At 56.4% G+C, this 24,387-nt stretch carries 21 protein-coding genes and 1 tRNA gene; 11 read left to right on the top strand and 11 right to left on the bottom strand.

Features of this window, described 5'->3' with window-relative positions:
* Nucleotides 1-137: 137 nt before the first annotated feature.
* Nucleotides 138-686, top strand: a complete 549-nt coding sequence (locus JOE56_RS01450) for a M48 metallopeptidase family protein (RefSeq protein WP_204514508.1) — start codon at nucleotides 138-140, stop codon at nucleotides 684-686.
* Here JOE56_RS01450 and JOE56_RS01445 read toward each other — a convergent pair.
* Nucleotides 652-1,203: an NUDIX domain-containing protein gene (locus JOE56_RS01445; RefSeq protein ID WP_204514507.1), complete on the bottom strand. Its 552-nt coding sequence runs from the start codon at nucleotides 1,201-1,203 to the stop codon at nucleotides 652-654. The two genes, JOE56_RS01450 and JOE56_RS01445, sit on opposite strands and share 35 nt — an antisense overlap.
* Nucleotides 1,200-2,510: a zinc-dependent metalloprotease gene (locus tag JOE56_RS01440; protein ID WP_204514506.1), complete on the bottom strand. Its 1,311-nt coding sequence runs from the start codon at nucleotides 2,508-2,510 to the stop codon at nucleotides 1,200-1,202. Before JOE56_RS01440 ends, JOE56_RS01445 begins: the two co-directional genes overlap by 4 nt.
* 179 nt (nucleotides 2,511-2,689) lie before the next feature.
* Between JOE56_RS01440 and JOE56_RS11540 the strand changes: the two genes are divergently transcribed.
* The 3 genes from JOE56_RS11540 to JOE56_RS01425 all read left to right on the top strand — a co-directional run bounded on the left by JOE56_RS11540 (nucleotide 2,690) and on the right by JOE56_RS01425 (nucleotide 6,867).
* Nucleotides 2,690-3,766 (top strand): S16 family serine protease, encoded by a 1,077-nt coding sequence (locus JOE56_RS11540; RefSeq protein ID WP_204514505.1) that lies wholly within the window; start codon nucleotides 2,690-2,692, stop codon nucleotides 3,764-3,766.
* Nucleotides 3,767-3,778: 12 nt separating this feature from the next.
* Nucleotides 3,779-6,715 (top strand): UPF0182 family membrane protein, encoded by a 2,937-nt coding sequence (locus tag JOE56_RS01430; RefSeq protein WP_204514504.1) that lies wholly within the window; start codon nucleotides 3,779-3,781, stop codon nucleotides 6,713-6,715.
* A 75-nt stretch (nucleotides 6,716-6,790) separates the two neighbouring features.
* A tRNA-Met gene (locus tag JOE56_RS01425) sits at nucleotides 6,791-6,867 on the top strand.
* 57 nt (nucleotides 6,868-6,924) lie between these two features.
* Here JOE56_RS01425 and JOE56_RS01420 read toward each other — a convergent pair.
* Nucleotides 6,925-7,842, bottom strand: a complete 918-nt coding sequence (locus tag JOE56_RS01420; protein ID WP_204514503.1) for a LysR family transcriptional regulator — start codon at nucleotides 7,840-7,842, stop codon at nucleotides 6,925-6,927.
* 99 nt (nucleotides 7,843-7,941) lie between these two features.
* Here JOE56_RS01420 and JOE56_RS01415 point away from each other — a divergent pair, with 99 nt between their 5' ends.
* The 5 genes from JOE56_RS01415 (at nucleotide 7,942) to JOE56_RS01395 (ending at nucleotide 13,865) form a co-directional block, all read left to right on the top strand.
* Entirely contained in the window at nucleotides 7,942-9,300 is a 1,359-nt protein-coding gene (locus JOE56_RS01415; protein ID WP_204514502.1) for a CitMHS family transporter, read from the top strand.
* Between the two features lie 21 nt (nucleotides 9,301-9,321).
* Nucleotides 9,322-10,554, top strand: a complete 1,233-nt coding sequence (locus tag JOE56_RS01410) for a CaiB/BaiF CoA transferase family protein (protein WP_204514501.1) — start codon at nucleotides 9,322-9,324, stop codon at nucleotides 10,552-10,554.
* A gap of 56 nt (nucleotides 10,555-10,610) precedes the next feature.
* Nucleotides 10,611-11,474 (top strand): HpcH/HpaI aldolase/citrate lyase family protein, encoded by an 864-nt coding sequence (locus JOE56_RS01405; RefSeq protein WP_204514500.1) that lies wholly within the window; start codon nucleotides 10,611-10,613, stop codon nucleotides 11,472-11,474.
* A 744-nt stretch (nucleotides 11,475-12,218) separates the two neighbouring features.
* On the top strand, nucleotides 12,219-12,695 hold the full coding sequence (locus JOE56_RS01400) for a GNAT family N-acetyltransferase (protein WP_204514499.1): 477 nt from the start codon (nucleotides 12,219-12,221) through the stop codon (nucleotides 12,693-12,695).
* A gap of 36 nt (nucleotides 12,696-12,731) precedes the next feature.
* Nucleotides 12,732-13,865, top strand: coding sequence for an aminotransferase class V-fold PLP-dependent enzyme (locus tag JOE56_RS01395; RefSeq protein WP_204514498.1), 1,134 nt, complete (start codon nucleotides 12,732-12,734; stop codon nucleotides 13,863-13,865).
* Between the two features lie 73 nt (nucleotides 13,866-13,938).
* On the opposite strand, the gene JOE56_RS01390 is transcribed toward JOE56_RS01395, so the two are convergent.
* The 5 genes from JOE56_RS01390 to JOE56_RS01370 are packed head-to-tail and all read right to left on the bottom strand — an operon-like array spanning nucleotide 13,939 to nucleotide 18,756.
* Nucleotides 13,939-15,165: an aminotransferase class I/II-fold pyridoxal phosphate-dependent enzyme gene (locus tag JOE56_RS01390; RefSeq protein WP_204514497.1), complete on the bottom strand. Its 1,227-nt coding sequence runs from the start codon at nucleotides 15,163-15,165 to the stop codon at nucleotides 13,939-13,941.
* Nucleotides 15,162-15,935: a histidinol-phosphatase gene (gene hisN / locus JOE56_RS01385; RefSeq protein WP_204514496.1), complete on the bottom strand. Its 774-nt coding sequence runs from the start codon at nucleotides 15,933-15,935 to the stop codon at nucleotides 15,162-15,164. The genes JOE56_RS01390 and hisN overlap by 4 nt, the downstream gene beginning before the upstream one ends.
* Nucleotides 15,936-15,986: 51 nt before the next feature.
* The gene (gene rsgA, locus JOE56_RS01380; RefSeq protein ID WP_204514495.1) at nucleotides 15,987-17,003 is read right to left on the bottom strand and encodes a ribosome small subunit-dependent GTPase A; all 1,017 of its coding nucleotides are present in this window, start codon (nucleotides 17,001-17,003) and stop codon (nucleotides 15,987-15,989) included.
* Entirely contained in the window at nucleotides 17,000-18,277 is a 1,278-nt protein-coding gene (gene aroA, locus JOE56_RS01375; RefSeq protein WP_204514494.1) for a 3-phosphoshikimate 1-carboxyvinyltransferase, read from the bottom strand. Before aroA ends, rsgA begins: the two co-directional genes overlap by 4 nt.
* Nucleotides 18,278-18,282: 5 nt before the next feature.
* A complete protein-coding gene (locus JOE56_RS01370; RefSeq protein ID WP_102238325.1) occupies nucleotides 18,283-18,756 on the bottom strand; it encodes a DoxX family protein in 474 nt (157 codons plus the stop codon).
* 163 nt (nucleotides 18,757-18,919) lie between these two features.
* On the opposite strand from JOE56_RS01370, the gene JOE56_RS01365 reads away from it, so the two are divergent.
* Nucleotides 18,920-19,549 (top strand): sigma-70 family RNA polymerase sigma factor, encoded by a 630-nt coding sequence (locus JOE56_RS01365; protein ID WP_204514493.1) that lies wholly within the window; start codon nucleotides 18,920-18,922, stop codon nucleotides 19,547-19,549.
* Nucleotides 19,546-19,821: a mycothiol system anti-sigma-R factor gene (gene rsrA / locus JOE56_RS01360; protein WP_204514492.1), complete on the top strand. Its 276-nt coding sequence runs from the start codon at nucleotides 19,546-19,548 to the stop codon at nucleotides 19,819-19,821. Before JOE56_RS01365 ends, rsrA begins: the two co-directional genes overlap by 4 nt.
* A gap of 62 nt (nucleotides 19,822-19,883) precedes the next feature.
* Here the strand turns inward: rsrA and JOE56_RS11715 are convergent, their stop codons facing one another.
* The 3 genes from JOE56_RS11715 to JOE56_RS01350 all read right to left on the bottom strand — a co-directional run bounded on the left by JOE56_RS11715 (nucleotide 19,884) and on the right by JOE56_RS01350 (nucleotide 24,381).
* Nucleotides 19,884-19,958, bottom strand: coding sequence for a 50S ribosomal protein bL37 (locus JOE56_RS11715; protein WP_102238326.1), 75 nt, complete (start codon nucleotides 19,956-19,958; stop codon nucleotides 19,884-19,886).
* Nucleotides 19,959-20,043: 85 nt separating this feature from the next.
* Nucleotides 20,044-20,652, bottom strand: coding sequence for a GDSL-type esterase/lipase family protein (locus JOE56_RS01355; RefSeq protein ID WP_204514491.1), 609 nt, complete (start codon nucleotides 20,650-20,652; stop codon nucleotides 20,044-20,046).
* A complete protein-coding gene (locus JOE56_RS01350; protein ID WP_204514490.1) occupies nucleotides 20,653-24,381 on the bottom strand; it encodes a multifunctional oxoglutarate decarboxylase/oxoglutarate dehydrogenase thiamine pyrophosphate-binding subunit/dihydrolipoyllysine-residue succinyltransferase subunit in 3,729 nt (1,242 codons plus the stop codon).
* Nucleotides 24,382-24,387: the final 6 nt, after the last annotated feature.

Raw genomic sequence — 24,387 nt, 5'->3', positions numbered from 1 at the left:
TGGCCAGCGGCATATAAATGCCCGCTTATCAGCCGAAATACACCATGGAAACCCACTTTCCACACCCTCCTAACCATGTGGATGAAAAAACTTTTGAGCGTCGGCGTGTTGAATGCCATCTGCTACAACTAGTTGCTATGAAGAACAGCTTCACTGCCCAAGATGTAGCGCACATGATCGAGTCAGGTGAACTGCACGTTAAGCACTCGGCACGTCGCAAGAAAACCGTGACGCTCAAACGCAGTGGAGGACGGTGGGAACTGGCGGCGCCCATGCACTATGACGTGCGCACGGACCTCGCGCAGATCGCCCAGCTCTTAACGCGTCTGAGCGCAAAAAGTGGCGCAGGGACGTCCGATGAGGACCTCCTCGCGCGTGCCCGAACCCTCAACTCCACATACTTCAAGGACGACATCGAGCCACTGTCGGTGAAATGGGTCGAAAACCAGAACTCCCGCTGGGCTTCGTGCTCAGCGGTATCGAACTCCATTCGTGTGTCCCACAGGCTTCAAGCCGTGCCCGACTGGGTGCTCGACGCGGTGTTGGTCCATGAGCTTGCGCACTTACGCGAAAGCGACCACGGGCCGCGCTTTCGTGAGCTCACGGAGCGGTATCCGCGATCGCGCGATGCAGATATCTTCCTCGAAGGCTTCAGCCGAGGTATTGACTACGAGTCGCCTCAATGAGGCCTGGAAGGCGCTGAGGCAGGTCATCGACGATTGTGCCAGGCAGGTCGTCGACGGGGAACCACTTGACATCCAGCGACTCATCTGAAACCTGGGTGTGGGCGTCCGGGCTCAACACCGCCCCATACACAACGTCGTGATGTGTGGCGCAGGTGCCAAACGCCCCAGGCAGATCATGGGAGTGGACGTCAACGGGGTGAGGTGACAACCAAGGAAAGTCCTGCACGCCGGACTCTTCACGTGCTTCGCGCAGTGCTGCATCGCGCACGGTGGCATCCCCTGGTTCCACATGGCCACCGAACTGCACCCAGAACCGTCCTTTTGCGTGATGGGTCAGGAGTACACGCGTGAAGTCGGGGGAGAAGACCACGCAACTGGCCGTCACGTGAGCGGGTCCGCCACAACGGTCCAGCGGGCGGGAGTTGCTGGACACGAACTCGGTGACGGACATCGCCGAGGTGGTTGCCACCTCGGCGAGGGTGCGCACCGTGTGCGCGATGCGCGGGTCAGCCGTCACGATTCTTCTTCGAGGAGGCGACGCAGGGCTTCGTCCATGTCGTCCTCGGTTTGTGCCTGCTCTGAGTGGCGCTCGGAGTAGCCCAGTGGGTCGTCGAGGTCGGCGTTCGTGGGTAGGGCGTCAGGGTGCGAGAACACGGCGTCTCGTGCCTGCGCGCCTTCCGAAGACTCAAGGTACGTGAACAGAGCTGCCGCGTCGCGCAGGCGCGTAGGAGTGAGGTCAAGGCCAATCAGCTGGCTCAACGCGTTCTCTGAGTCGGAGGTCATGGTGGTACGGCGCCTGAGAGCCTCACGGATTTCGTCGCGTTGTTCCAGTGCTTCGCACGCGTTGTATGCCACGACATCGGCCCACCCGGCGACCGTGGACACAATGCGGGTGAGTGACTCTTTCGCCTGCTCGCCTTCCTCGGTGGAGACCGGTTTGAACATGCCATTGCGAAGCTCTTCGGTGGCTTCGTGCATGTTCTGTGGGTTGATGTTGCCCATCATGTCGTGGATGTTGGAAGAATCGACTTCGACGTTTGACGCGTACTTGGCAAACGCGGTCCGGATGTGGCCGGCCAACCACGGAGTTGAGGCAAACAGTGCACGTTTGGCTAGCTCCACACATGCCACAAAAATGCGCAATTGCGTGTGGTCGAGGTCGAGCTCTGCCGAGGCTCCAGAGATGTTGGATTCGATCAGTGCTGGAGCGTCAAGAATGGGCAGATTGTAATCCGTGCCTGTGAGAACACTTCCGGACAGCGTGCCCAAGGCCTCACCAATCTGTGCCCCAAAGAGCGACGCTGACATGTTCGTCATCATCGATGACATTGACGACATGAATGGGCGCATTTCTTCAGGAATCTGGTCGGCCATCGAGTCGGTGAACGTGCGTGACATGTTCGCCTGAATAGGTTGGGCGATTTCCACCCATCCATCGACAGACTGTGTGGCCCAATCCTTGCGTGTCAGGCTCTGAGCTTCGTTTGTCGTGGTGAACTCGGTGACCCGCTCGAGCCACAGTTCAGCCAAGCGGAACGCGTCGTGGGTAGCGCGCGAGACTTCGTCTGCCACGCTGGGGTCTGGGGTGGGGACCTTGCTGGCTGCAGTCTGCCGTGCGACATCGCCGGCGCCACCCGACTGGCCCATGAGTCCCTGAATCTGGCCGAGGAAAGACGACAGCATGTTTCCGTCGATCGGAATTCCCCCCGCAGGGAACTGACCCTGGACGCCTCCCAGAGCACCGCCTGCGCCAAACAGCATGCCGAACAGGTTGTTCAGTGGGTCATCGCCCGATGAATCTTTGTCGCGATCCTTGTCGCTCATCGTTTCTCCCTTAGTTTGCTTGTTTAAAAGCGTAACGATCGAACTTGAAAAAGCCTTCCATGATGAAGGCGCGTTTGACCGTTTTTCGTTGTGAGCGAACGTATAGCCGGCGCTCTTCGATGTCTAGAGTTTCCTGCGAATCGGCTAGACTAGTTGTGCTTTAACGAAAGGAACGTTGCGTGACTACGAGTGCCCAGGCAAAACCGCCTAAAAAGCGACTTCACGTAACAACTCTTTCCACTCTCGTGACGTACGGGCTCGTTATCATCGCGGCCCTCATTCCTGTCCCGTACTTGGTTGAAATGCCCGGCCCGGTTTTCAACACTTTGGGTGAGCATGAAGGGACCGAGGTCGTTACTATCTCGGGTGCGAAAACTTACCCCACCTCGGGAACCTTGGATATGCTCACCGTAGCCGTGGCCGGTGGCCCCGGCAGGCAGGTATACCCATCGCAAGCCCTGTGGTCGGTCGTAAAGAAGAAGGACACCGTCGTTCCCAGCGAGGCCTACTACCCGCTGACCACCACGCGCGACCAAGTCACGCAGGAAAACAACGCTCAGATGGCAAGCTCGCAAGACTACGCGGTGGCGGCCGCTCTGAACCACCTCGGCAAGAAATACGAAACACAACTGGGTGTGGGAAGCGTGGCGCAAGGCGCGGCAGTTGAAGGGGCTGTGGAACCTGGCGACATTATTACTGCGCTCAACGGTGAGAAGATTTCTGGCAGTGCTGAAGACATCACCCGTATGCAGGACACGGTTGCCATGGGTGACCCAGTTGAACTGGACATTGAGCGCGACGGCAAGAAGCTACACGAAAAGATCACGCCTAAGGACACGACCGACGGGCCCAAGCTGGGCGTGGTTCTGGCTCCCAAATATGACTTTCCCATCGAGGTGAAGTTCAACCTTGAAGACGTGGGCGGACCCAGTGCTGGGTTGGTGTTTGCGCTGACCATCATCGACAAGCTGGAACCCGGTGACATGACGAATGGGAAACGTATCGCGGGCACCGGCCAGATCACCGAAGACGGAACGGTGCGGCCGATTGGTGGAGCCAGGCAGAAAGTCGTGGCGGCCAACGAGGCAGGAAACGATTACTTTTTGAGCCCAGCGGACAACTGTGCTGAAGCAGCCCAGGCCGCGAAAGGGCTCGACATGAAAGTGATTCGCGTCGACACCCTGGACACGGCAGTCGACGCCATCGACGCGATCACACACGATGACATCGGCACAGTCACCATGTGCTCTGGTTAGCGAGGAGAACGGTTGAGTACACCAAGCCAAAAAACGAAGAAGCCTTCACCGCTTTTGCTCACTCTTGGAGCAGTAGCTGTACTTCTGGTTTTGTTCGTGGTGTTCGCGCAAGTTTTCACCGAAGCACTGTGGTTCCAACAACTTGGATTCCTGCAGGTCTTCACCACGGAGTGGATCGCTAAGATCATTCTCTTTTTTGTTGGTGTGATCATCATGGGAGGAGCCATTTGGTTCCCTTTGATGCTCGCGCACAAGAAACGCCCGGTGTACGCCCCAACGTCTCCGCGCCAAGAGAACCTTGACAGGTACCGGGAAGCAATCGAGCCGCTGCGCCGGGTGGTCACGATCGTCGTTCCAGCCGTTATTGGTGTCATGGGTGGAATAGCGTTGTCAGCTGCATGGCAACAAGCCCTTCTTTTTGTCAACGCGAGTGAGTTTGGACAGAAAGATCCTCAGTTCAACATGGATCTGGGCTTCTACATGTTCCACTTCCCGTTGCTTCGCACGGTCGCGGACTACGTTGCTATGGCATTGTTGCTGTCCCTCATCGCGGCCGTTATCGCGCACTACCTCATGGGAGGAATCCGCCCAGGCGACGACTCCAAACTGACCGTGTCGAAAACAGCGCGCTACCACCTCGCAATTTCAGCTGGTCTGCTCATCCTGATGCAGGGTGTTCGCATGTTCCTCCAGCGGTACTCCGTCCTGACATCGACGGGCGGTCTGATGACGGGTGCGTCGTACAAAGACGTGAACATTACGCTTCCGGCGATGTTGATCGTAGCGATCGCAGCCGTTGTCGTTGCGCTGATCATGGCGGCTAACGCGTTCCGAAACGTGTGGAAACTGTCGATCGTGTCTGTTCTGATGCTGCTGATTCTGGGCGCGGTGTCGATCATCGCGCTTCCCGCAACGGTGCAGCAGTTGCAGGTGCAACCGTCAGAACAGAGCTTGGAAAAGGAATACCTTCAGCGCAACATCGACGCCACACGTCACGCATATGGGATCGATGACGTGGAAGTGATTCCGTACTCACCATCCACCGATGGTAAATCGGGTGCCTTGCGTGAAGACGCCCAAACAGCGGCATCGATTCGTCTGCTGGACCCGAATCTGGTGTCGGATACCTTCCGCCAGATCCAGCAGCAACGCCCGTTCTATTCGTTCCCTGAACAGCTCGACGTTGACCGGTACAACATCAACGATGAAATGCAGGACACGGTGATCGCGGTCCGTGAACTCAACCCCGCGTCGCAAGCCGATTCGTCGTGGCTGAACCAGGCTGTTGTCTATACACACGGCTTCGGTGTAGTTGCCGCATATGGTAACCGTCAGGGTGGCGATGGACAGCCCGCGTTCTTGGAAGCGAACATTCCACCTACCGGTGAGCTGGGGGAGTACGAGCCACGTATTTACTTTGGTGAGCGGTCACCTCGGTACTCGATTGTGGGTGCCCCTGAAGGTGCAGACCCACGCGAAATTGACTACCCCGCCGACAACGAAGACGGTGGCGCTCAGGTGTACAACACCTTCAAGGGTGACGGTGGGCCCAGTGTGGGCAACTTCTTTAACCGCTTGCTGTTTGCCATTAAGTTCCAAGACGAACAGATTGTTCTGTCGGATGCGCTGAACTCAGAGTCACAGATTCTGTTCAACCGCTCGCCTCGTGAGCGTGCGCAGAAGGCTGCGCCATTCTTGCAGATCGACGGTGATCCGTATCCCGCGGTGGTTGACGGCCGTGTGCAGTGGATTATGGATGGGTACACCACGTCCAAGGAATACCCGTACTCCACGCCGCAGGTACTGCAGGACGCAACGCAGGACTCGAACACGCAGCGTTCAGGCACTACGGCGGCCCTGCCTCCCCAGCAGGTGAACTACATCCGTAACTCGGTCAAGGTCACTGTTGACGCGTATGACGGATCAGTCAACCTGTACAAGTGGGATGATGACGATCCTGTGCTTAAAACATGGTCCAAGATCTTCCCTGACATGGTGAAACCAATGTCAGAGATGAGCGGGGATCTCATGAGCCACGTGCGGTACCCAGAAGACATGTTTAAGGTGCAGCGCTCCTTGCTGACCCGCTACCACGTAGACGATGCCAACTCGTTCTACACGGGGCAGGACTTCTGGACAACCCCGACCGACCCCACGGTGAATCAAGAGTCACGTCTGATGCAGCCGCCGTTCTACTTGACGTTGCAGATGCCGAATCAGGACGCGCCAGCGTTTTCACTGACGTCGTCCTTTATTCCGCGACCCACTGAGGGCCAGACGCGTAACAACCTGACTGGGTTCTTGGCTGCCAATGCAGACGCGGGTAATGAGAAGGGTGTTAAGCACGACGACTATGGAAAGCTACGTCTGCTTCAGCTTCCGCGCAACACGACGTTCCCTGGTCCTGGTCAAGCACAGAACAACTTCAACACTGAGCCCAATGTTCAGTCGAGTTTGAACCTTCTGCGCCAAGGTGAGTCGAAGGTGCAGAACGGTAACTTGCTGACCCTGCCGGTTGCTGGTGGTCTGTTGTACATCCAGCCGGTGTATGTGCGTTCGGCTGGCGAAACTTCGTACCCAGTGCTCCAGCGTGTGTTGGTGGCGTTCGGTGAGCAGATTGGATTCGCGCCTACTCTTGACGAAGCGCTTGACCAGGTATTCGGGGGAGACTCCGGTGCGCGTGCTGGTGACGCGGACTCTTCTGGTGAAGCCAGCGAAGGTGAGAAGGGTGGTGCCGACGCGGGCGAAGAGAAGGGTAAGCCTGCGCGCGAACCAAACCTTCAGAAGGCACTTGAGGACGCCCGTAACGCCATGAAGGAATCCGATCAGGCGCTCAAGGACGGTGACTGGAAGAAGTACGGTGAAGCTCAAGAGCGTCTGCGTAAGGCACTCGACGAAGCCGGAAAACTCCAAGACCAACAGTCCGGTGGCGGCCAGGGTGAAGGCTAGTGATCGTCGAGTGGCGAGGATCACGCGCTGTTTGTTTGGTGGTTACGCATTCTTAACGTATAGTTGTATGTGCGCCGCGGGGTGGAGCAGCTAGGTAGCTCGCCGGGCTCATAACCCGGAGGTCGGAGGTTCGAATCCTTCCCCCGCCACCAAGACAAAGCCCGCTTTACCAAATCTGGTAAAGCGGGCTTTCGCGTGTCCGGAGGGCTCTATGAATCGCGTTGTAATGCTTCTTGGTCAAGTACGTCCACTGCAACTTCTGTCGCTTTTACTGAAATCAGCCTTTCTTCAGGAGTCAATGGGGAATTAGAAACAATGCCAATCGTGCGTGTCACTCGCGGGGAATTTAGCTTCGTGTAGCTGAGCTTAGCGAACTGAGTCATAGGAGCTGCTAATGCAGGGATGACCGCAACACCAACTGCTGAAGCTGCAAGTCCAGCAGCGGACATAAGGTCGAATGTAACAATGGAGTGGCGAGGGGTGACGCCTTGGGTTTGAAATGCGTTCTCCGTTAGCCTTTCAATGCTGCTATCTGAGGGGAGCCGGACAAGTGTCTCCTGCGACAAGTCACGCCACGTTACGCTTTGCATTGAGCCAAATCGGTGGTTAGTTGACGTTGCGCACAGTAGCTCGTCCATGAACATCGGAGTGAATGTATCTGGAACGATGCCACCAGAGCGGACGGTAATTCCAATATCCGCCTTTCCTGTTCTGACCATTTCAACGACTGATTCGGCGCGGGCGGTGAAAATCTCGAGCTCGATCTCTGTGTCGATTGCGCGTAAGTGTGCTGTGACATCCGGTAGGAGCACTGCTGCCACAGTTGGAAGAGCAGAAATTCGTAATTTGCGTTGAGCTCCAGACGCTATGTCATTCATCTTGATTGTTGCCCGATCGACTTCATCCAGAGCCTTTCTTGCAATTGCCACAATCGCTGCTCCGCGTTCTGTTGGCAAAAGCGATTTTGATGACCGATCAAAGACGTCGATTCGGAGTATGCGCTCCGCCTCAGATAGGGCTCTGCTGATTGCCGGTTGAGTTACATGGAGACGTTTCGCTGCGCCTGTGAAGCTCTTGACATCTGCTAGTGCGACGAGCACTCGCATTTGCTGGACAGTTATTGGCATAACTAAAGGTTATCGCATTATAAGTAACTATAACTAGACATTAAATAAATGTCTGACTTAGCATCATCAAAGAGGTCAACGGAGCCCTTGGAGGAGAGAATGCTGGTAGTCATTGGATTTATTCTCGTTTTCGCAATTGTTGTATTGCTAGTTACGCGAAAAGTGTCGCCGATTGTCGCTTTTAGTATTTTGCCATTGATTGCTGGTTTATTAGCTGGCTTCAGTTTACCCGAACTTGGAAAGTTCATGGGCGAGGGTATAAATACGGTTATGCCTACGGCCGTTCTTTTTATATTTGCAATATTATTCTTCGGTTTAATGAGGGATCGAGGTTTATTTGATCCTATAGTAAATGGGCTTGTGGGCTTGATCCGCGAAAGGCCTGTTGGTCTCACTCTTGTAACCGTGTTGGTTGCCATGGTTACTCACGTGGATGGAGTGGGGGCGACAACATTTTTGCTAACTATTCCAGCGCTGTTGCCTGTTTACGACCGAATGAAGGTTCGTCGGCTAGTTTTGGTTATGCTCACAGGACTGACTGCAGGAATCGTAAATATGGTGCCTTGGGGCGGGCCAACTTTGCGGGCGGCTACTGCAATTGATGAAGACGTTCGTGAGTTGTGGCTCCCCCTTGTGTTTGTGCAAATTTTTGGGATCTTATTGATCATTTCTCTTGCAGTGTTCATGGGCCGTGTTGAAACAAAACGGATTGCCGCGGGGCTCAACGATAATCTATTGCTGGCCCATACTGCTCACGGGTCTTTTGCAAGTGACGAAGTCAGCAAAGAGCAGGTGCCACCTGAAAAGACGAGCACGGACGCGTGCTTGTCATTAAGTGTTCGTGACTGGAAGTTTTGGGCGAACGCGGTCATCGCACTTGCTGTTCTTGTCGGGCTGTTCTTAGGTGTGATGCCACTTCATCTCCTCTTCCTAATTGGTTTTGGTGTAGCGCTTCTTGTCAACTTCAGGTCAGCCGAATCGCAAGATGGAAGCCTAGCGCGGCACGCCAAGGATGCATTGAGCATGGGTGGAATTCTGATAATTGTCGGCGTGTTCCTGGGTGTGCTGACCGGAACTGGCATGTTGAGTGCAATGGGAGATGCTCTGGTCAGTCTCACTCCCCAAGGAGCAGCGATGTGGGTGCATATAGCGTTCGCTGTCTTCGCTGTACCGCTTGGGATGAGCTTTGGACCAGACGCTATGTTCTTCGGCATTCTGCCGTTAATAGTAGAGGTGGCTGCCGGAGCGGGAGTTCCTTCCATAGATGTTGCGCGTGCAATCCTCATTGCTGAGAACACCGGGTTCTCTATCAGTCCGGTTGTGCCGTCGGTGTATCTATTGGTGGGACTTGCGGGTGTAAAACTTGGTGACCATATTCGATTCACATTCTTCTGGGCATGGGCAATCTCAGTGATACTTCTGATTTTTGCACTTCTAACAGGCATCGTCGGGTTTTGAAATCTATTTCTGGAGTAAGTCATGAACAATGGAAACAACACTAATGACACACAAGCAGATGCTCGATCTGGCTCACTTCAAGGTGTAAAGGTTGTCGAGTTTGCGCAGGTGATAGCCGGCCCGCTTGCGGGGACATTAATGGCTGATATGGGTGCTGATGTAGTGCACGTTGAAGCACCGCAGTATGGAGACTCGGCCCGCCATATGGGGCCTACAAAAGATGATCAAGCACTGTGGTGGAAGGTGCTTGGACGTAACAAGAGGTCGTTGACGTTAAACTTACGGGACCTCGAATCTCGCGAAGTAGTAACGAGGCTCGTCACATGGGCCGACGTAGTGATAGTGACGTTTAGGTCCGAAACACTTGCACGCTTTGGGCTCGACTGGGAGACAGTCTCATCGATTAACCCCTCTGCAATTCTTCTTCAGATATCTGGATTTGGTGCTAATACTTCAAAGAGCAACGCGCCAGGTTTCGGAAAGATGGGAGAGGCGCGCAGCGGTGTCGTGCATCTGACCGGGTTTGCAGGAGAGCCACCAGTTCATACTGGCTTTTCTCATGGCGATGCCACTACTGGACTCATGGGAGCCTTTGCTGTCTCAGCTGCACTCGTTCGTCGCTCTCAAGACCCTGAGCGACGTGGAGAGTGGATTGACCTTGCGCTCCACGAAACGTTGTACAGATTGATTGAGTGGCAAGTAATCATGTACGACCAACTTGGCACTATTCCTAGTCGATCAGGAAATGCCTTGGCGGTTGCGCCCGGGGCCGTAATCAATACCTTTTTGAGTGCTGATGGCGACTGGATTACCGTAACTTCCGCAACAAGCCGCTCGGTTGAAAACATAGTCCGGCTTCTGGGCCTACCTGTCGAAGAGTTTGACACCGTAACGAAGCAAAAAGCACGACGAGAATTTCTGGACGAAGAATTACGGCAATGGATTTCCCGGCGCTCATCAGAAGAAGCTCTCGCCGCGTTAGAAGAAGCTGACGTGGTTGCTTCGAGAGTGTTTAATATCGAAGACATTTTCAACGACCCGATCTATCGTGAGCGTGAAAATATCGTAACCGTTGACGATAAACATTTGGGACCCGTACGCATGCAATCCGTGGTTCCGGCAATGCGTAACAATCCGGGCCGCGTTTGGCGTACGGGCCCTGATATCGGTGAGGATAACGAATTGGTGTTGGGATCGTGGTTAGGATTCAGTCAGTCTGAGATTACAAAATACAAGGAAGATGGAACTGTTTAGTTTTCTGCAATTTCGGTGAAAGATACAATTCGATGAAAATACCTCCAATTCGATCTATGCTTTTCGTGCCCGGAAATAGATTGTCACTTATTGAAAAGGCAAAGAGTCGAGGTGCGGATGCAGTTGTAATCGATCTCGAAGATGCAGTGCCGGTGGACGCTAAAGAGCGAGCTCGTTGCGAAGTCGCCGAATTTCTTCAGAGCCAGGTTCGAGAAAACTATCCCTTTTTTGTTCGCGTAAACGGGCTAGAGTCTCCGGAAGCTGGCCGCGACATTGCCGCTGTGGTCACATCAGGGCTGACTGGAATTATGGTTCCGAAATTATCCGCTCCAGAGAGTATTCACACCGTTGAGCACCTACTACAGTGGGCAGAAGAGGATAACGAAGTTGAATCTAAGACCACCATTACGCCTGTTTTCGAGACTGCTTTGGGTATCCGAAGTGCTTTCGAGATCTGTAGTGCGAGTGAGCGTGTTGCATACGCCGGCGGACTTGGTGTGCGCGGTGGCGATGTAGAAAGAGCTATTGGTTATAAGTGGACGCCGGAGTCTCGCGAGACATTTGTGCTTCGGAGCAAAGCCTTGCTTGATGTTCGTGCAGCTAACGTTTCATGTCCGCTCGCAGGTCTCTGGACAGATATAAACGACCTGTCTGGTCTTCGTTGCTTTGCCACTGAAAACCGGCAGATTGGTTACGAAGGCATGAGCGCCATTCACCCGTCACACGTGGAAGTTATAAACGAGGTATTCACGCCTACTGAACAAGATTTACAACGTGACCGTGACTTGGTTGAGATGTTCGAAGCGGCTAGCCAGGAGGGGCGCGGCGCAGTTGTATTTGAAGGCGAGATGATCGACGAAGCGATGGCTGAAACCTCGCGTTCTCGTTTAGAACGTTACTGTAAGGGAAAGTCTGAATGACCAGTTCGAGTCCTGGCTCGGCATGAATTGTCTACACCCGAATCCCGGTTTTTGAGTTGGTTGGGTAAGTGGTGGTTGCGATCGATTCAAATTGTGAGAACGGCGTTCAAGTTTGAATGTTTGTAGCGGAGGCGCAGGTGTGACCGGAATGCTCGTTGGGTCGCTGCTCGAACAAACAAGGACCTCAGAGCTGCGTAGATCGCTAGTTTCATAACCCGGAGGTCGGAGGTTCGAATCCTTCCCCGCCACCAAGACAAAGCCCGCTTTACCAAATCTGGTAAGGCGGGCTTTCGCGTGTCCTGAATATCTGTGACTAGTGTCGTTTGCGATACCGCAGAACGATTAGAGCGCCACAGATAACTAACGGGACCAAAGCTACGGCGCTAATAACAAATGCGGCGGAGTTGGCCCCTCTGCTAAATGCGACCGCTGTGATAGTTACCCACAGGATCAGGAAAGAAGATAGAACAGCCCATATGCTTACTCGCGATGGCGCTTTTTTGGCTTTCATGAGTAGATTCTCCTTTGATTTCTCTCATGAGGCGACGGTACTCCTCCAGTGTTCAATGGTGCAACCATGCGTGAACCGTCTCGGCGAGTGTGTACGTTGGTGAATGCAGTGTGTATAAATCTGAGTACTGTACATAGCTGTTCCTGGTTTGCCGTGCAGGAAGTAATCACATTAAGGTTCGGCATCTTAACGAAGACTAAAGTGGCACACATCGAAGCTCCCTGGGAGGCAACATGGCTGACGACCACACCGTAGTCCGCATGACACCGGATGATTGGTCCCGCGTGCGTGCAATTCGCCTCGCATCTCTCATGGACGCCCCTGCTGCGTTTAGCGGATCGTACGAGCGCGAATCTCAGGTAGACGAAGCGAAATGGCGGCAACGCCTCGAAACGCTCACCATCTTCATGTGTGTAAAGCAGGGACACGACATTGGATTCGCAACCTTCACGGTCAGAGACGGTTACGCCGACCTCGGCGGCACATGGATACACCCTGCGCACCGTGGCCACGGTGCCGTAGACGCACTGACAAACGCGGTCTTCACAGAAGCCCAGCGCGCGGGATACACGGAAATCCAGCTGCGAGTTTTTGAAGAAAACCAGCGGGCAATTGGCGCGTACCTCCGTTCAGGTTTCCGCATGACCGGCGAAATCGACCGCCTACCCGACGGTCGGGAAGCCGCATACATGGTCCGGAAGTTTGCCTAAATTCCTTTACTGAAATAAACGACTATTGTGAATGTCATGACTGCTAATGAACTGCCTCGCCCAGACGTCGACCCCGGCGGCCTTCTCGAATACTCGGTCGTGTTCACCGACCGGTCGCTAAACCACATGTCCAAACGCTTTGTGAACGTCATGCAGGAAACCCTGCAGATCCTGCGTTCTACTTATAACGCTCACACGGCGACTGTGGTACCTGGAGGTGGTTCATATGCCATGGAATCCGTAGCCCGCCAGTTCGCCAACGACAAAAACGTTCTGGTTGTGCGAAACGGGCTCTTTTCCTACCGCTGGTCACAGATTTTTGATGCCGGCAAGATCCCTGCGGGTCATGATGTCCTCAAAGCCCAGCACGTGGGCAACCACCAGTTCGCGCCAGCACCCATCGACCAGGTGGTAGCTCACATCAAGGACACCGCACCAGACCTGGTATTCGCACCCCACGTGGAAACCGCCGCAGGCATGGTCTTGCCTGATGACTACGTGCGTGCCCTGGCCGACGCAACGCACAGCGTAGGCGGACTGTTTGTCCTCGACTGCGTGGCCTCCGGTCCGCTGTGGGTCAACATGGAAGAAGCAGGCGTGGACATCCTGGTCAGCGCACCTCAAAAAGGGTGGAGCGGCTCTCCTGCATGCGGGTATGTCATGTTCTCAGAGGCAGCACGCGAACGCCTCGACTCCACGGAGACCTCCAGCTTCTCACTGGATCTGAAGAAGTGGACCAACATCTGTGAGGGCTACGTCACCGGCGCACACGGCTACCACGCCACCATGCCCACCGACACCATCCAACACAACCTGGGCCTCATGAAAGAAGCCCTCGACACCGGACTTGACGTTCTACGCGAACGCCAGAACGACCTCGGGGCACGGATCCGTGAAGCACTCACCGAACGCGGTTTCACCTCCGTTGCAGCACCTGGGTTCGAATCCCCAACGGTCGTTGTCGTCAACACTGACCGAGACGACATTGTGCCTGCTTTTGCACGCGCCGGTGTGCAGGTCGCCGGGGGAGTGCCACTGCAAGTGGACGAACCAGCAGACATGAAGACGTTCCGAATTGGACTGTTCGGCCTAGACAAGTGGGCCGACGTCGACGCGGCAGTAGAACGTTTCACCACAGCACTCGACGCTGTGCTGGACGAAACCCAGTAACCACAACGAAAGCGGGGGCGGGGCCGGCCTCGACCGGGGGGGGGAACACCCCAACCAAGGCCAGCCCCGCCACCTACTTCAACGCGTCCATGTTCTGCGCGAGGCGGTCAATCCGAGTGGCCACCTCGCGCATTTCGTCTTCTGTTTTACAAAACGACAGACGCAACGCGTGCTCCAACCGCTGGGCCACCGGGGAACCGGTCCGGCACAATCGGTTCACCGGAATGCCCGTGAACCCAAACTCGGTGGTGAGAAGCTCATTCAAATCGTGCGAATCACGCATGGTGACCTCAGCAAAATCCACCACAGTGAAATAACCGGCAGCCGGAACATTAAACGTAATCCCGGGCACGCGTTCCAAAGACTCCATGAGCACATCCCGGCAACGCTTCAACTCGGCACGGTTCTGCTGGGCGAAATCTTCGTGCTCGTTGAGCGCTTGTGCGATAGCTGGCTGAAGCGGTGTGCCTGACGTGTACGAGAAGAACTGCTTAAGCGCCTGGATCTGCTGACGAACCTGCGGGTGCGCCACGAGCCAACCGATCTTCCACCCGGTCACATTAAACGTTTTACCGGCCGACGACACCGTCACAATCCGAGGCGAATCCGGGAACAGTGCCGCTACTGACACATGCTCAGCGGGGTCAAACACCAGGTACTCGTACACCTCGTCGGTGATGAGCCACGCGTCTGCGTCCTCACACGCCTGAAAAACCCGGACCAGGTCGTCCCGGCCCAACACCATTCCCGTGGGATTGTGCGGCGTGTTCAGCAACACCGCGTCGGCAGAGCCCACCGCAGAGTCAAACGCGTCCCAGTCCGGCTGCCATACCGCACCATCAAAGACCAGCGGTACGGTCACCAACCGTGCCCCTGCCATTTCACAGGCCGCCGCGTAGGAGTCGTAGAACGGTTCAAACGTCAGCAAAACTCCGCCAGCGGGCACCAGCGCCATAATCGCCGAGGTGAGAGCCTCCGTGGCGCCCACTGTCACCAATACATGGTCCCTGGTGACAGTGTGGTTGTACCGGCGGGAACGCTGAGCCACGATCGCGTCAAGCAGTTCCGGCACCCCGGTTGGCGGTGCGTACTGGTTCATGCCAGCTCGCATGAAGTGAGCGACGTCGTCGATGAGGAAGTCAGGGGTAGGGCTCGACGGGGCCCCTTGCCCCACATTGATCGCACCGTGCTGCGCGGCCAATGTGCTCATCTCGCCAAACACCGTGCCGCGGATCTTGCCCTGGGCATCCAGAAGCCCCGCTGCTTCACTCACCCGGTAGGGAAGTGTCTGTTCGTTCACGAAAGCAACTCCAGTGCGCTACTGTGCACGAGCCCGTTAGAGGCGAGCGCATTGCCGTCGAACGGGCCGTTTGTGCCGTTAAGGCTGGTGAACGTGCCTCCGGCTTCGGTCACGATGGGAACCAGTGCACCCATGTCGTAGATTTCGAGTTCCGGCTCAGCTGCGATGTCCACCGCACCTTCAGCGACCAACATATACGACCAGAAATCACCGTAGGCGCGGGTTCGCCACACTGTGTCACACAATTCAAGAAGGGCCTCACGTTTACCGAGGTCTTTCCACCCGCCCAAGGACGCATATGAAAATGACGCGTCTTCCAGGGTTGAAACCTTCGACACGTGAATCTGCACGGGGGCTGGGTCGTGTGCCATGGTGGTCCACGCGCCTTCGCCCTTGCTGGCCCACCACCGGCGGTTCATTGCAGGGGCGCTGACGACCCCAAGCAGGGGAGTTTCACCGTCATAAAGCGAAATCAGGGTGGCGTAAACGGGCACTCCACGTACGTAGTTTTTTGTCCCGTCGATGGGGTCAATGATCCACTGCCTGGTGCCCGACCCAGTGGTGGGTTCGAACTCTTCTCCCACAATCGCGTCATCAGGTGCGTGCAGTGAGAGCAACTCACGGAGTTTCTCTTCAACCGCGCGGTCCACCGTGGTCACTGGCGTCATGTCGGGTTTGGTTTCCACCGTGAAGTCGCGCTTATAAAACGAATCGAGCGTCAGGTGATCTGCCGCGTCGGCAAGAGCGATCGCTAGATCAAGGTCTTTCACGGTTCCTCCACGTGGTGCAGTGGCTCCACCCCGGGCCAGTCCTGTGATACCTCAGTACTGCGGTGCAGAAGCCAGGTTTGTCAGTAGCCGCCTGAGCGAGTTGAGACGGTCAGGGCCGGCGTCTCCAGCTTTACCATTTGTAACCCATGCGTCGAGCGCGCAACCGGGGGAGTCCTCAGTGTGAGAACAGCCGCGGGGACACTCAGCGGTCGCCGGGACCAGTTCTTCGAACGCGTTGAGAACGGTTTCCGGCGTCACGTGTGCGAGCCCAAAACTCCGCACACCAGGCGTATCAATGAGCCAGCCCCCGTCAGGAAGTTCGACACCCAGCGCCGATGAGGACGTATGCCGCCCCCGCCCAGTCACCTCGTTCACCGAGCCAGTCGCGCGACTCACCTGTGGGATCAGCGCGTTCATCAACGTGGACTTGCCCACCCCAGAGTGTCCCACCAGCACGCTGACGTGACCGTCCAAAAGCCCACGCAACTGCTTCACGCGCGGATGCCCCTGATCGTCGAATCCACACTCAACGATCCGAACACCACTGTGCGCAAACCGCTCCCGCAGCGCATCAGCCGGCTTCAAATCGAGTTTCGTAATAGCCAAAATCGGCGTGATGCCAGCGTCAAACGCGGCAATGAGCGTGCGGTCGATGAGCCCCTCGGACGGATCCGGGTCCGCAGTCGCCGTCACGATGACCAGTTGGTCGGCGTTGGCCACCAGGACTCGCTCGGTGGGGTCGGTGTCGTCGGCGGTACGTCGCAAAACAGTAGAGCGGGGCTCAATGTCCACAATTCGCGCTAAGGTTCCTTCCGTTCCCGAGGTGTCACCCACCACCCGTACCCGGTCACCGGGGACTATGGGCCGGCGTCGGAGATGCGAGGCTCGCACTCCCGTCAAGCGGGTGCCATCGGGCAAGGCAAGCCGGTAACGACCTCGGTCAACAGAAAACACAAACCCAACCAGGGCGTCCGAATAATCTGGGCGGTCCTTTGTGCGTGGCCTGGATCCACGCCGGTTGGGGCGCGGCCGGTAGTCCTCTTCTGTGAAGTGAGAGTACCGACTCACGTGTTCACCACACGTTCGAACATGTCAGTGAATTGGGGCAGGGTCTTCGCCACAGTGTCGGGATCCTCAATCGTGACATCCTGAGTCAGCCCTACCAGTGCTCCTGCCATGACCATGCGGTGGTCGGCGTAACTGTTCCATGTACATCCCGTGGATACCGGCGAGCTGATAGTGAGGTAGTCCGCGCCTTCTTCAACCTGAGCTCCGGCCTTGGCGAGTTCGGTAGCTAGGGCTGTGAGGCGGTCGGTTTCGTGCCCGCGCAGGTGCCCGATTCCACGCAGGTGCGACGTGCCGCGCGCATGTGCAGCGATGGCTGCGACCACGGGGGTAAGTTCACCCACCTGGGAAAGGTCAAGATCAACCGGCTTTACTGTGCCGGTACCTGTGACCGTGAGGCCCGCTGGAGTCAGTTCGGCTGTTCCGCCAAACGCGCGCGCAATGTCCACGAACGCGTGTCCGGCCTGGTCAGTGTGTGTGGGCCAGTGCGGAACCGTGACAGAACCGCCGGCAATGAGTGGCACGCCCAGGAACGTCGACGCATTCGACAGGTCTGGTTCGACCGTGACATCGATCGCGTGAACAGGGCCGGGCTTGACCGCCCACGTTGTGGGGTCCGGCTGTGTGACCTCTACGCCGTACTGCTTGAGCGTGGCGATGGTCATGTCAATGTGCGGCTTGGAAGGGACAGTCTCGCCGAGGTGTTTCACCGTAAGTCCTAGCGGGAACCTTGCCGCGGAAAGCAACAGCCCGGAGACGAACTGGGAAGACTGGGACGCGTCAATCGTGACGGTATGGCCCACATGCTCACCGGTCGTAATAGAAAACGGAAGGTAACCGTTTTCGGATTCCACCTTGGCACCCAGATCGGAGAGCGCGTCGAGGATCGTCTGCATGGGGCGCACGCGCGCTTGAGGATCGCCATCAAAATGAGCGCGGGCACCCGTTGCCAACGCAACCGGAGGTACAAAACGCATGACGGTACCTGCAAGACCGCAGTCGATAGCCACCTCGGCGCCATTCGTATCAGAGCACATGATGGGGTCAACGCTCATGTCATTGCCATGAGGTGTGAACGTCGCTCCCAGCGCGTCAAGCGCGCGCATCATGAGTTCGGTGTCACGCGAAACCAGCGGTGAGCGCACAATCGACGGAGCATCAGCAAGGGCCGCAAGCACAAAGTAACGGTTCGTCAGCGACTTGGACCCAGGTACATCGCAGGTGGCCCGCACCGGTGCAGTTGCACGCGGAACGGGCCAGTGAGTGCGGTTTACCACCGCTATCAGTTAGGGGAAACTGCGTCGACAGCCTTCGCCGAGGTGCGTTCGACTTCGCGCCACAGGTCTTCCGCCGCGTGCTGTGCGCGCCATGCGAGACCAGGCTTACCTGCGGTGTCGACCGATGCGAGGAGCGCACCGCCAAGGATCGCGGTCTTTGCCAATAGGCCGTCGGTGGAACGAGTTTCTTTGTTCAACTGCTGGCCTACGACCTCAAGCAGGTACGTGGTGACCAGAATGCTCGAGGAGAGGCGAGGCATCTTGCCAATAGCGAGAAGAGAACCTGCGGTCACCTGTGCGACTCCAGTCGCGCGAGCAATGAGCGCGGGGTCAATCTCGACGTCGAACTTTTTCTTTGCCATCTTCGAAATGGGCTCAACGGAACTTGCGGCAACGTCAGGGTTCTTGACGCGGACAACTCCGTTAGCGATGTATGCGGAAGCCAGCATTGGGCGAGCAATCAACCTTACAAGTGACACAGAAACAACCTTTCCGATTGGATTCGCTAGTTTCAGCATAGCGCGGGGAATAACCGAGGTGGCAAAACGGTTGTAACTGACACGCACAGAGCGTCGGACAACCCCATGCGGGGAGTACCCAAGCGAGGTGAAAGTGACGGCGACGTTAGTAGACTGGGAGCTGATGGAGAAAAATACTGCAACCGCTCCCAGCGACCACGACATAGATCTGAGTACAGAAACGGACGACGAACGTCGTGCGCGTTTTGAAAACGAAGCACTCGAGTACGTCAATCAGCTGTACGCGGCCGCTTTGCGCATGACGCGCAACCCAGCAGATGCTGAAGATCTAGTGCAGGAAGCGTATCTCAAGGCGTATGCCGCGTTTCATCAGTACCAGCCGGGAACAAATCTCAAGGCATGGCTCTACCGCATTCTGACGAATACCTTCATCAATTCGTATCGCAAGAAACAGCGCCAGCCACAAGAAACGGGTGGCGACACAATCGAAGACTGGCAGATTGCCCGTGCCGCCAACCACACGTCGTCCGACGGAAAATCAGCGGAGATCGAAGCACTTGAGCGGATCCCAGACTCTGACATCAAAAAAGCTTTGCAAGCACTTCCCGACGACTTCCGCATGGTCGTGTACTACGCAGACGTCGAAGGTCTCCCGTACAAGGAGATCTCGCAAATTATGGACACGCCCATGGGAACCGTGATGTCGCGCCTGCACCGAGGTCGTCGCCAGTTGCGGGAAATGTTGGCTGACTACGCTGCCGAACGAGGATTTGTAGAGGGGGCAAGTTCATGACAGACGGAACGTCCTGGTCGCAAAGCAGGCTAGAGTCACTCGAACGGATCTACGCGTTTCTCGATGGCGAGGCGAATGACGATGCGATTCGTGCCATTGAAGAACACCTGCAGTGTTGTCCCGAATGCGAACACGAATACAAGATCGAGGCACTCATGAAAGAGCTTGTGCGTCGCTCATGTTGCCACGACCAAGCACCACAGGGGCTTGTCGAACGGATTCGTGCGCGTATCACAGTTGAACACACGCGCATCACGTACTACCGCGAGTGACCAGCGAACGCGCTTAGACAAAAAGAAGCGGGGCAGGTGATCACCTGCCCCGCTTCTTTTGCTTATGCGTTTGGACGCTTGCCGTGGTTCGCCTTGTTGCGCTTACGGTCGCGACGCTTGCGTGCACGCTTGCTCATCTATCTCTCCTTTAACTAGACCACCCTATTTTTCCATAGTGGGCACACCACTTCAACAGTGCAGGGTGGGGGTCGGTTGTGTGGGCTAGCCTTCCATTACGTTTTGTACACCCAGCCAGTCGTACCAGCCGCGGTTGAGGACAAGCCACGCGATGAGACCGTAACCTTCTTGCGCCGGTTGCTCGCGTGAACTGGACGCAAGATCGCGTTGCCACACGGGGTGGGACTTCAATGGCGAAAAACAGTCCACGTACGGAACTGCGCGACGATGCGCGACATCAGCGAAACCCGCCGACAACTGGGCAACCTTTTCATTCCGGGTCTCACTGCGGCCAGGGGTGGGACCTACGACGAACGTGGACACCTCGGCGGCAAGAGCCTCATCTAGCACATTGGCAAGATTCAAGCGCGACCGGGCCGTCGACAGCCCTGCATCCACATCACGTGAACCAGGGGCTAAGACCAAACGATTGATCCCGCTGTCACTAAATCGAAGCTGAGCCTCAGCAAACGCACGCTGGGCGAAGGCGCCCGTGTCTTCTTGCGGAACCGACAGCGTGTAGAACTCCGCATTGGCCAAGGACGGGTGCGTGCGCACAGCGACGCGTCCGGCCCATCCTAGACTCCGAGCATCGCCGTGGCCAGCGACAAGTTCGTCACCGGCCACGACAATAGTAGTTTTCTTCAGTGTCACTTACTCGAAAACCCGTTCGATGACTTCAGCCTGTTCAACGTCGTGTTGCTTCTTCAGACCAGTTGCAGGCGATGCAGATGCGCTACGGCACACAACGTCGACCTTGCGGTCTGGCAGCAGCTGCGAGAACTTGTAGTGCATGAACGGCCATGCCCCCTGGTTCTCAGGCTCTTCCTGAGCCCACACCAGCTGGGTGTCTTCAGGGTACATACCCAGCACCTCGTTGAGCGTGTCAACCTCAAGTGGGTACAGCTGTTCGACGCGGACCAGAGCAGTGGTGTTGTCGTCCAGCTTCTGGCGCTGTGCCAGCAGATCCCAGTACAGCTTTCCAGCGACCAGCACGACGCGCTTGACGTTCTTCGCATCAACCGAGGTGTCCGGAATCATTGGTTCGAAGCTACCGGAGGTGAACTGCTCAACATCGGTGGCCGCAGCCTTGAGGCGCAGCATCGACTTAGGTGTGAACACAACAAGCGGACGCTTGACTTCCGCGTGTGCGTGGCGACGCAACAGGTGGAAGTAGGACGCACCGTTTGATGGGTAGGCCACCGTCATGTTGGCTTCAGCGCACAGCTGCAAGTAGCGCTCAATGCGGGCCGACGAGTGGTCAGGTCCCTGGCCTTCGAAACCGTGGGGGAGCAGCAGGACAATACCCGAGTTTTGTCCCCACTTCTGTTCGGAGCTTGAAACGAACTCGTCAATGACCGACTGCGCACCCTGCGCAAAGTCACCGAACTGTCCTTCCCACAGGACCAGAGCATCAGTGCGTTCCACAGCGTATCCGTATTCGAAGCCCATGGCTGCGTATTCGGACAGGAGCGAGTTGAACACCCAGAACTTGGCCTGGTTGTCGGTGAGGTTAGCCAGCGGGGTCCACTCGTTGTCGTTTTCGTGGTCGATAAGAACCGACTGACGCTGGGTAAAGGTTCCGCGACGGGAGTCCTGACCAGCCAAACGAACCGGAACATCTTCCATGAGCAACGAACCGAATGCCAGCAGTTCTGCAAAGCCCCAGTCGATGCCACCCGAACGTGACATTTCCTTGCGCTTTTCCAGCAGGCTACGCAGCTTCTTGTGAACGTTGAAGCCTTCAGGAATTTCAGTGTGAACGTCACCGATGCGTTCAATCACTGACGCTGGAACAGCGGTGTCGAACTTGGAGTCGGATTCGAGGTCATCTGGGCGTTCCCACGGTTTGGTGACGCCGAGGTTCTCGGAGCTTTCCTTCTCTGCGTCCTTGGTCTCGGCGAACGCTGCCTCGAGCTTGTTCTGGTAGTCCTTAACGACCTCGGCGGCTTCTTCCTTGGAGATGCAGCCACGACCCACCAGCGAGTCGGTGTAAAGCTTACGTACCGACATCTTCTTTTCGATGAGCGAGTACATGACTGGCTGCGTCATCGATGGGTCGTCACCTTCGTTGTGACCGCGGCGACGGTAGCACACGAGGTCGATCACGATGTCGCGGTTGAATTCCTGACGGTAGTCGAACGCGAGCTGTGCCGCGTGGTAAACCGCTTCAGGGTCATCACCGTTGACGTGGATGACAGGTGCCGAAATCGCCTTGGCAACGTCGGTGCAGTAGTACGACGAACGTGACGAAGCTGGGGGCGTGGTGAATCCAACTTGGTTGTTGATAACCACGTGGATGGTTCCGCCCGTGGAGTATCCGCGCAGTTCGGACAGGTTCAGGGTTTCGTACACAACACCCTGACCTGCAAATGCGGCGTCACCGTGAACCAGCACAGGCAGGATCGAGAAGTCCTGAGTGTCACCAGAAGCCACGTCCTGCTTAGCGCGGGTGATTCCTTCAAGAACCGGGTTGACGGTCTCGAGGTGGCTTGGGTTAGCGGCAACCGACACCTTGGTGGTGTTGCCGTCTGGCGAGGTGAAGGAACCTTCCATACCGAGGTGGTACTTCACGTCACCGGAGCCCTGGAAGGAGTCAGGTGACTGGGTTCCGTCGAATTCGCGGAAGATCTGCGTGTAGCTCTTACCAGCGATGTTGGTCAGCACGTTCAGACGACCACGGTGGGCCATACCGATCGTGACTTCTTGCATGCCGGAGTCGGCTGCACGGTTCAGAACCTCGTCAAGTAGCACGATGGTGGATTCTCCACCTTCGAGCGAGAAGCGCTTCTGACCGATGTACTTGGTTTGCAGGAACGTTTCGAACGCTTCTGAAGCGTTGAGGCGACCCAGAATGTGTCCCTGCTCAGCGCGGCTGAGTTCCTGCAATGGAACTTCGAGCCTCGATTGGAACCAGCGACGCTGTTCGGGGTCAGCGATGTGCATGTATTCGTAACCGGTGGTACGGCAGTACGAGTCACGCAGGATACCCAGAATGTCACGCAGACGCAGCTGCGAACCGTCGCCCAGACCGCCAGTGGAGAACTTGCGTTCGAGGTCCCACAGGGTCAGGCCGTGGTTGTTGATGTCGAGGTCTGGGTGGCTGCGCTGGCGGTACACCAGTGGGTCGGTGTTTGCCATGAGGTGACCGCGGGTCCGGTAAGCGTCGATGAGTTCGATGACGCGTGAAGCCTTCGATACATCGTCCTGGTCGCCCGTGTGAACGTCAGGCTGCCAGCGAACTGGTTCGTAAGGCAGGCGAAGTGACTCGAATACTTCGTCGTAGAAGCCGTCGGCTCCCAATAGGTATTCGTGTACGAGCTTGAGGAACTCACCGGAACCAGCACCCTGGATGACGCGGTGGTCGTAGGTGGACGTTAGGTGCATGACCTTGGAAACACCCAAACGGTCGATGGTTTCTTGGCTCGCACCCTGGAATTCTGCTGGGTACGTCATGGCACCAACACCAATGATGCAACCCTGTCCCTTGGTCAGACGTGGGACCGAGTGAACGGTTCCAATTCCGCCTGGGTTGGTCAGCGAAATCGTGGTGCCGGCGAAATCGTCGGCGGTGAGTTTGCCCGAGCGTGCACGGTTCACCAGGTCGTCGTATGCGTCGACGAACTGCTTGAATGTCAGAGTTTCAGCCTTCTTGACGTTTGGCACCAGGAGGGAGCGAGTGCCGTCCTTCTTAGGAATGTCAATGGCTAGACCAAAGTTCACGTGCGCTGGCTGCACCATGACTGGCTTGCCGTCACGGATTTCGTAGTACACGTTCTGGCTTGGGAAAGCCTTGAGCGCACGGATAACTGCGAATCCGATGAGGTGAGTGAACGACACCTTTCCACCGCGTGTGCGGCGCAGGTGGGAGTTGATGACAATACGGTTGTCAATGAGTGCCTTGGCAGGAAGCGAACGTACCGAGGTGGCGGTAGGCACTTCGAGGGAGGCGTCCATGTTTTCCGCGATGAGCTTAGCTGGCCCGCGCAGTTTGGTGACAACGTCCTCGGCGGTGTCGTCGCTGGCCTTAGGCGCTGACTGGGTGGGGGAGGACTTCTTCTGAGAAGCAACCTTCGATTCGGCCTTGGTAGTTTCAGCTTCGTTGACCGATGGTTCAACGCCCTTGGTTTTCGCTTCGGCCTTCGGCTTTGACTCCGAGTCGGCGTTCTTGTCGGCCTTCTTGTCTGCAGAGGTCTGAGAAGCCGGCTTCGAGGTGGAATTCGTAGAGCTGTTCACCGGTGCGCCCTCGTACTTCTCAAAGAAGGGCCACCATTCCTTGTCAACTGAGTTTTTATCGTTCTTGTACTTTTCGTACAGTTCTTCAACCAACCATTCGTTGGAACCAAAATCCCCAGCGAGATCAGTAGGTGTTGTTTCGGACACGGCGCG

Origin of the sequence: Brevibacterium paucivorans, from assembly GCF_016907735.1 — a bacterium.
Taxonomy (GTDB): domain Bacteria; phylum Actinomycetota; class Actinomycetes; order Actinomycetales; family Brevibacteriaceae; genus Brevibacterium; species Brevibacterium paucivorans.
This window is presented reverse-complemented; position numbering and strand designations above follow the sequence as displayed.

Coding starts and splice junctions, on each gene's coding strand:
- rsrA (WP_204514492.1), top strand. CDS start 19,546: ATGACAGACGGAACGTCCTGGTCGCAAAGCAGGCTAGAGTCACTCGAA.
- JOE56_RS01415 (WP_204514502.1), top strand. CDS start 7,942: ATGCTGGTAGTCATTGGATTTATTCTCGTTTTCGCAATTGTTGTATTG.
- JOE56_RS01365 (WP_204514493.1), top strand. CDS start 18,920: ATGGAGAAAAATACTGCAACCGCTCCCAGCGACCACGACATAGATCTG.
- JOE56_RS01395 (WP_204514498.1), top strand. CDS start 12,732: ATGACTGCTAATGAACTGCCTCGCCCAGACGTCGACCCCGGCGGCCTT.
- JOE56_RS01450 (WP_204514508.1), top strand. CDS start 138: ATGAAGAACAGCTTCACTGCCCAAGATGTAGCGCACATGATCGAGTCA.
- JOE56_RS01440 (WP_204514506.1), bottom strand. CDS start 2,510: ATGAGCGACAAGGATCGCGACAAAGATTCATCGGGCGATGACCCACTG.
- JOE56_RS01405 (WP_204514500.1), top strand. CDS start 10,611: ATGCTTTTCGTGCCCGGAAATAGATTGTCACTTATTGAAAAGGCAAAG.
- JOE56_RS01420 (WP_204514503.1), bottom strand. CDS start 7,842: ATGCCAATAACTGTCCAGCAAATGCGAGTGCTCGTCGCACTAGCAGAT.
- JOE56_RS01410 (WP_204514501.1), top strand. CDS start 9,322: ATGAACAATGGAAACAACACTAATGACACACAAGCAGATGCTCGATCT.
- JOE56_RS01400 (WP_204514499.1), top strand. CDS start 12,219: ATGGCTGACGACCACACCGTAGTCCGCATGACACCGGATGATTGGTCC.